The sequence below is a fragment of the Haliscomenobacter sp. genome (assembly GCF_033763495.1).
Taxonomy (GTDB): Bacteria; Bacteroidota; Bacteroidia; order Chitinophagales; family Saprospiraceae; genus Haliscomenobacter.
Genome location: NZ_JANRKL010000216.1, coordinates 65,603 through 73,335, shown reverse-complemented (window position 1 = coordinate 73,335; position 7,733 = coordinate 65,603). Strand labels below are relative to the sequence as shown.

The window sequence follows — 7,733 nt, the reverse complement described above, 5'->3', positions numbered from 1 at the left end:
GTACTCAACCTTGGGTCCCGCTTTACGGTATCTTTGCCCCTATCGGTATAAATCAGGTTTACATGAAGATACTCATCGTAGAAGATGAAGAATTGTACGCTGACAAGCTCGAAATGCTGGTTGAAAAACTGGAATACGAACTTGTTGGCATTGTAGACAACAGTGCAAATGCCCTGGAGCTAATTCGCCAAAATCCGCCCGACCTCATTTTGATGGACATTCACATCCAGGGGCAGCACGATGGTATCGAACTGGCCGACCTCATCAATCGTGAATTCAATATCCCGGTAATTTTCATTACTTCCTTACTCGATGATTTGACCTTCAATCGGGCCGCACGCGCCAAGCCCATCTATTTCCTCAACAAACCCTTTAGCGACATCCAACTGCAACGCAGCATTGAGTTGACCGTTCGGCAATTGGGTACACAGACCAGCGATACACCGGAATGGGAGCAGGATGTCTTTTCAAAAGAACATTTGTTCATCAAAGTGCGGCAAAAACTGGAGAAGGTCGCCATCAAGGACATCGTTTACCTGGAAGCTGATGGGCGCTACGCTCAGATTTTCACCGAAGAAAAAAAATACCTGGTTCGATTGAGTCTTCAGGAATGCCTGGCCCTGTTGCCCGCCGCTGGATTTCTCCAAACCCACCGCAGTTACCTCGTCAATGCCGAAAAAATCCGCAACATTGACTTACAAGATAATCTCATTCAATTGAATAAATACCAGGTGCCTTTGAGCAAACGGCATCGGGAGGTTCTATTGAAAAAATTGAATTGGTTGTAGCGGCTGAGCTTTTATTGATTGGAACAATAGCATTGGATAGGCCAAAAACAACAGCCTAAATTAATCTCCCCTAAAAAAAACAGCCGCCCCATGTCTACCCTAATTACACGGATGCGGCTGCAAGCAAACTCTCCAGTCTACTGAACACTGCAATAGAGGGAACCCATAACACATATCTAAAAATCCAGCGAATAAGCAAAGCTTACGCCATGCGATATGGCGTTTTTTTTCCGGTTCAAACGCTGTTGAAAGCGATAGCCAAAAGAAAAGGAATGCGTTTTGGAAAATTTGTATTCCAGTCCGGTATCATAGCGAAAGCGATCCCATTCCCAAACGCCTTCGTCAAAAGCACCATTGACGGAAAAGTTGTTGAACCAGATGTGGCGATTTTTAAATTCCCAGTCAGTACCCAGGCGGGAGCTGAAATCAGAGTCCAGTCTCAACTTACCTTTCCGGGATTCAGCGCCCAATTGGTAGGCAATCCGGTATTGTAGGTCCAATTTTTTGCTGGGCATCTTGGGCTGTAGCGTAAGGTCGGTTCGACTCAGGTGCCTGATATCTTCATTGTCCAACAGCAATGAGTAGGACTGTCCTACCCGCAACCACTTGTGAATTTTGTAATCAAAATCAAAGGTAGAAGAGGAGCGCCAACTCAGGTCGATGCGGTAGGGATCATCATTCAGGTCATTAAAACCGGAGCTCGACCCGCTGTTTGAACCTTTATTTGGGCCATCAGGTGTACTCCCTTTGATCGTGTCATCATCATCATTATCGTCGTCATTATCATCCTTATCACCATCGTCTTTGTCATCGTCATCGTCTTTGGTTTCACGCAAAAAGGGAAAAAGTTCGAATTCATCAAAGATGCGGTCGTATTTGCGATTGATGTTTTTGATCTCAGGGGTCAGCTGCAACTGTTGCGAAACTTCAATTTTCGTTTTTTTATCCAGCTTAAAACTTTTGGCGGCATCCAGCCTCAGGTTAATGCCCACCTGTTGGGCGTTCAAGCTCAAAGTAAAGGTTAACAGCACAATCAGGACAATCAGGTTTTTCATAGGTATAGACTTGTTTGAACAACCTGATATCGCAGCAAGGAAAAAATGTTACCTGGAAATTTAGATTTTATTTAAAAATTGCAACAGAGCCAAATTTTACAAATTCCTTCCTTCCCTCTGGCCGAATGCGCAAAACATAGTAGTACACTCCAGGAGGTAGGGCTCCTCCATCCTTGGATGTGCCTAGCCATTGATTTTCGTAAGGCTCTTGTACAAAAACTTTGTCGCCCCAACGGTTAAAAATGGTAATGTCACTTTTGGCGTAGTTGGAAGGACAGCCCAGTTTATCAACGATATTGAACACCAGCCGATCATTGAATCCATCGTCATTGGGCGTAATGCCCTCCGGAAAAATCGCCCTCGGATCAATTTTTTCCAGCTCACAAATGGCCGCTTCATCGTTGAGCACAAAGGCTACCCAACTGGTATCACAGGCATTGGGGCATTCTGCTGCACAAATGCTGTAATAAAGGGTATCCGCACCGCTCTGACCTGCTTTGGGGGTATAGATCAGCACATGGTCCACTCCAATGCTACCGGAGCCTTTTTTGCCCTGTTGCAACACGTTCAACTCAACTAGCGTGCTGCCCGCATAAAGTTTCAGCGAGACCGCATCTTTATTGACTTCAATGCCGGAGAAATCTTTTCCTGAAGGTGCAGCCGGAATGGTAATTTGGATTTTAGCCTGACTGTAATTGGCACAGCCCACTGTCGACAAGGTCCAGATCGCTTCTACGCTTCCTGCTCGTTGTGGGCGAAAAGTAGTCTGGGCACTTTGCGCATTAGCTAGGGTGCCCAGGTTGTTGGATAAGCTCCAGCGGCCACTTGTTCCGGCAGGCAAATTGCCTTGCAAGCGCAAATTTTCAAACAAACAGGCCGATACAGCCGCTGATCCAGTGATGGTGGCGGGCGCTAGATTACCACTTGCGGAATTGAGCACTACCGCGAGGCTGGACTGGCAACTGCGGCTGTCCCGCACGGTGATCGTATAATTCCCGGGGCCTAAGCCTGTAAATGTCGCGTTGTTTTGAAAGCCACCGCTGCCGAGGGAATAGGTGTAAGGGGCCAAACCACCCTGTGCCTGTACTTGAATTTGGCCATCGTTGCCTGCACAGGTTGGCTGGCGCAGGTTGGAAACGCTGGCGCTGGGACTGGCCGCGCCTTGCAAATTCGCCGTTGTCGTGGCCGTGCAGCCATTGGCGTCCCGTACCGTGACGCCGTAAGTACCCGCCGCCAGATTCCCAAAGCGACCAGTGTTTTGGAAGCTACCTGTGTTGAGCGCGTATTCGTAAGGTGCCCGTCCGCCGCTTGCCTGGGCAGTGAACGCACCATTGGCTTCGTTGCAAGAGGGCTGTAAGGGGGTGACAATGCTGAGACTGGGAGCATTGGGAGCACTCAGGTTTTGACTTTGGGCGCTGCTGGTACAGCCATTGGCATCCCGCACCGTGACGCTATATGTGCCTGCCGCCAAGTTGCTAAAACTACCCGAACTCTGAAACGTGCCCCCGTTCAGGCTATACTCATAAGGAGAACTTCCTCCACTTCCCCCAACGGTTAAAGATCCATTTGAAGCACTACAAGTTGGCGCCGTTGCAGTGACGCTTATACTCGGTCCGGTTGAGACCTCCAGGGTTATGCTGGAATTGATCGAAACGGTACATCCATTGTAAGTAACCGATACCAACACGGCTGTGCTCGTTGCGGTCAAGGTATGTTCCACGCTATGCCCATCCGCCACGCCACTCAAGGTAAAACTACGTCCCCCCACCCGGTAACTTACATTGAACACATCGTCGTCGTCGTCGTCATCATCGTCGTCATTGGAACTAAGGGAAAAACTCAAGCTGAATACAGCTGGGCTACAACCTCCTCCACTTGCTGACATGGAACCAGATGGAAGCTCATCATCATCGTCATCGCATTGTGCCAGCAAAATGCAAGGCAAAGACAGTATAAAAATTACCAAGATGCCAATTCGAGATGCCATCAGTCTTTGATTTTTATCGTACTGAGCGCCGTTTTACTGGACAAAATTTGTCCTTCAGTTGAACTCACAACAATCAGGTAATAGGTTCCTGTGAGCAAATTAGTTGGCAAAACCAGCTGTTCTTTCACCTGCAATTGTGCATTGGCTGGAATATTACTCAGCGTTTTGGTTTTCAACAATTTGTCATTCCAGTCCAAAACGCCATCTTCGGAGAAGAAGTAGCGCAACTCGGTCAGGAGAGTGGCTTGGTCAAAAATATTCTGGATTGGAGTACTGACTTCTATGTTTTCTCCTGAACGAAACGTTTTATTCGGTGTAGTCACGCTGCCAATGAGCAGAAAAATCTGGCGCTGTGCGCCAAATGCCTCATTTTCTGCCAATAATTCGCTTGCTTCAATGGCGACAGCCCCACTTTTACGCAAAAAACCTTTGTCTAGCGGTCCCATCTTCGAGTTGCTTTTGCCATCGTTGGCTACCACCGTATAGTAGTAATCCACATTGGGCAAGGCCGAATAATCGCACAACCAGGTGCTCTTTTGCCAGACATTGCTCACTTCCTGCAAAGAACTGGCTTGGGGGCTGGTAGATCGAAAAACTTTGTACGCCAAAGCCTGCTCGCTGGCCTCCCAACGGATGAGGATGAACTTATCGTAAATACCATCGCTAGCGCTGATTTCTCGTGGTGTTTGGGGTGCTGAAACTTGTGGTGCAACGTTTGGTGCTCCGGTTTCAATTTTGACAGTGTCCACTTGTGCCATCCCTTTTGCTAAGGATCCCAGGACTAAACTGGTCAATAGTATTTGCTGCAACATTGTCTTCGATTTATGGCATATTGCCCGGAATTCAAAATGTTACCATTTTAAAGTAAAAAAAATTGGCGGGGATAAAGCTTGTCGCGACAAACATTTTATGCCTTTTGACTATTGAACATGAAAACTTTCTACTTGATTGATTCGATCAGAATTTTTTTCAAAAAAATCATTTTTCCAAAGTAACATTTTTTAAGTCAGGCGATATGCTGGTGAAAGAAAAAGGATTGATGGAATTTACACCACAGGAGATTTTAAGCGGGTTGTTGGAAAAAAGGACCGATGTGTTTCGCTACCTCTACAAGGCATATGGCCCCATGATTGCGGGGTACATCCGCAAAAACAGTGGTACAGAAGAAGACGTTACCGAAATGATTCAGGTGGTTATCCTTGAGCTTTGGATAGCCGTGCGTGATGGCAGATACGAAGAAGAAGGCAAACTGGGGCAATACATCTACCAGTTGACCTCCAATACCTGGCGCGATGAATTGCGCAAACGGCGCAATCGACCTCAACAAAGTTTGTCCGACAGAGACTTACAACTTGAAGACGAAACGGAGGAAAACCTAACTTCCGCCATCGTTAAGGATCGTTACCTGAATGCCGTACACGAAGCAATGGGCCAACTCGGCGAAGTTTGCCGCGACATCATCCAGATGTACCACCTGCAAAAAATCCGCCTGCAGGAAATTGCCGAACGCCTGGAATACGATTACGACAATTTGCGCAAGCGCATTTTTGATTGTCGAAAAAAATTAAAACAACTGACTGAAAACATCTTGGCTAAAAACAGTGAAGGTGTTTAAGAATAAACAGCACTACAATGGAGCAGATGGAATGGCAAGAAAAACTCCGCGCCCTGAGTGCCGGAGAACTTACCCCGGATGAAGCGGCCAAGGTCCTTCGTGAAGCAGCCGAATCGGAAACAAAGCAGGCAGAATTGCAGTTTAGTCAAAAGTTGACCACGGTTTTGAAGGAACGTGACCTATTTGAAGTTAAAGGAATTGTGGCCGGGCTGATCATGGAAGAGGGTTTGCCCACTGCGGAACCCAGCTCCTGGTTGGGTAAATTGGGACTGAATTGGATTTTGGGCCTCTCCTTGTTCCTTTTGCTTGGCACTGGGGTGTTTTTTATCGGAAAAAGAATGGCTTGGTGGGCCATTGATCCTCAGGCTTTGGCGCAGCAATACCTGCAGCCCATGGAAAACGTGATTTACCTGGAGGACAATGAAGCACCCGCCATCGAAGATTTGCGCCAGGGAATGGCTGCTTATGATCAACAAAACTACCGGAAAGCCGCCCAATATTTAAAAAGCTATTACGCTCAGGTACAAGACGGCAACGCTGGCCTGTTCCTGGCAATCAGCCACCTGATGGAAGGCGAAACGGATCAGGCGACGCCAATCCTGCTGAACGGCCTGCAAAGACCCGGCCCCATTCAGGAAGCCAGTCGCTGGTACCTGGCCTTGGCCTATTTGCAAAGAGCCGATACCCAGGCTGCCATCAATACCTTGGAGGCCATCCCGGCCAGCAGCATTTACGGCCCCGAAGCCCAGGAATTACTAGAATCGCTTAAATGAGCAACATGCAGCGCAGTATACTATTATGGATGATTTTTTGGATGATTGGCATAACCTCCCAGAGTGTGGCCCAAAATAGCGGGCTCCTCTGTTCAGAAAACAAATACCGGAGCATCCCCGTGCTGCCTTCTTACAGCGGCCTCAAGTACAATGAGGTGCCCTTGCGGGTCAGTTTGCGCCAATATTGCCCCGTGCCTGGCGACCAGCAGCGCATGGGCTCCTGCGTGGGCTGGGCAGTGGGTTACGGCGCGCTTACGCTCATGCGTGCACAACGCCTGGGGCTGAACGACCCCTCCAAAATCACCCAAATGGCCAATTCTGCTGCTTTTGTGTACAACCAGATTCGTTTGCAGTCCGACGATTGTAGCGCCGGAGCCTATATTGAAGATGCGCTGGCTTTGCTCAAAACCAAGGGGGACTGCCTGGAAAATACGTTCAACTACAAAAAAGGAGATTGCACCACCAATCCAGGGGCTACCCCTTCCAGCGAGGCTTTGCAGTACCGCATTCAGGATTTTGCCGCAGTTTTTAACACCCAGGAAGAACCCAAGAGTAAAATTTCCAAGGCTTGTAAGGTTCTGGCCACCCAAACTCCCTTGGTGGTCGGCATTGCCGTAACTCCTGATTTTTGGGAAATCAAACCCGGTACCCAGCTTTGGGATCCGGCAGAAGATGCCCCCAGCAGCAGCCATCACGCTCTGGTTTTGGTAGGGTACGACAACGTTGAGAAACAATTTGAGTTCATGAACAGCTTTGGTGCTTCCTGGGGTCGCAATGGTTTCATTCGGATGAAGTACGACGATTTTGCCCGCTTGTGCAAATACGCCTACGTGTTGATCCCCGAAGACCGGGCAGAATCCCTGGCGCAACTACAGCCCAATCCTCAGGAAACACCCGGTGCAAAAACAGAATTTTCCCTGAGTGGCACCTTCGCCTTCCGCAAACCCAGTGGCTACCTCAGCACCAGCGATGGACAGGAAATCCCGTATTACGAGGAAGTCGCCACGCGTTGGAACACCGCAGCCGGGCTTTATGAAACCCAACAGGCCAGTTTTGAGGTAGGTGATGTCTTTCAATTGGTCGCCCGCGAGATTCCCCGGGGGCGTTATGCCTATGTGTTCAGCCAAAGCCCCGGCAGCAAGATCAATTTTCATTTTCCAAAAATGAACAACCAGGTAGCCACCGCAGGATTTGTTTTGGAAAAAACAGCGGAAATTGTCATTCCCAGCGAAGAATCCGTGTTGCAACTGCCGCTACCGGGCGAGGACTTTTTGTGCATCATCTACAGCCATAGCCCCATTGCGGACATGAGTCGTCGGGTTGAACAACTGGAAAAAAGCACAGGCGAGTTTGCCGAGCGGGTTCAAAAAGCATTTGCTGACATTGCCATCCCGGCCGCACAGGTGCGCTACAATGCCGATAAAATGGTCTTCAGTGCTCGACCCGACCCGGCAAGTGGAAAAATTGCCGTTCCCTTGATTTTAAAAGTGCTTGCACAATAGTCCCAAAATCAAA

General features: G+C 48.6%; 7 protein-coding genes. 4 read left to right on the top strand and 3 right to left on the bottom strand.

Annotated elements, in window-relative coordinates:
* Positions 1 to 62: 62 nt before the first annotated feature.
* Entirely contained in the window at positions 63 to 788 is a 726-nt protein-coding gene (locus SFV55_RS25825) for a LytR/AlgR family response regulator transcription factor (RefSeq protein ID WP_320032471.1), read from the top strand.
* A 176-nt stretch (positions 789 to 964) separates the two neighbouring features.
* Here SFV55_RS25825 and SFV55_RS25820 read toward each other — a convergent pair whose 3' ends face one another.
* From SFV55_RS25820 to SFV55_RS25810, 3 genes are all read right to left on the bottom strand, one after another.
* Positions 965 to 1,843 (bottom strand): hypothetical protein, encoded by an 879-nt coding sequence (locus SFV55_RS25820; protein ID WP_320032470.1) that lies wholly within the window; start codon positions 1,841 to 1,843, stop codon positions 965 to 967.
* 67 nt (positions 1,844 to 1,910) lie between these two features.
* Positions 1,911 to 3,830 (bottom strand): gliding motility-associated C-terminal domain-containing protein, encoded by a 1,920-nt coding sequence (locus tag SFV55_RS25815; RefSeq protein ID WP_320032469.1) that lies wholly within the window; start codon positions 3,828 to 3,830, stop codon positions 1,911 to 1,913.
* Positions 3,830 to 4,642 carry a hypothetical protein gene (locus tag SFV55_RS25810; RefSeq protein ID WP_320032468.1) on the bottom strand — a complete coding sequence of 271 codons (813 nt, stop codon included), beginning with the start codon at positions 4,640 to 4,642 and terminating at the stop codon, positions 3,830 to 3,832. The genes SFV55_RS25815 and SFV55_RS25810 overlap by 1 nt, the downstream gene beginning before the upstream one ends.
* A gap of 203 nt (positions 4,643 to 4,845) precedes the next feature.
* Here SFV55_RS25810 and SFV55_RS25805 point away from each other — a divergent pair, with 203 nt between their 5' ends.
* The 3 genes from SFV55_RS25805 to SFV55_RS25795 are packed head-to-tail and all read left to right on the top strand — an operon-like array spanning position 4,846 to position 7,720.
* Entirely contained in the window at positions 4,846 to 5,445 is a 600-nt protein-coding gene (locus SFV55_RS25805) for a sigma-70 family RNA polymerase sigma factor (protein ID WP_320032467.1), read from the top strand.
* A 17-nt stretch (positions 5,446 to 5,462) separates the two neighbouring features.
* On the top strand, positions 5,463 to 6,218 hold the full coding sequence (locus SFV55_RS25800) for a hypothetical protein (protein ID WP_320032466.1): 756 nt from the start codon (positions 5,463 to 5,465) through the stop codon (positions 6,216 to 6,218).
* Positions 6,219 to 6,223: 5 nt separating this feature from the next.
* Positions 6,224 to 7,720, top strand: a complete 1,497-nt coding sequence (locus tag SFV55_RS25795) for a C1 family peptidase (RefSeq protein WP_320032465.1) — start codon at positions 6,224 to 6,226, stop codon at positions 7,718 to 7,720.
* Positions 7,721 to 7,733: the final 13 nt, after the last annotated feature.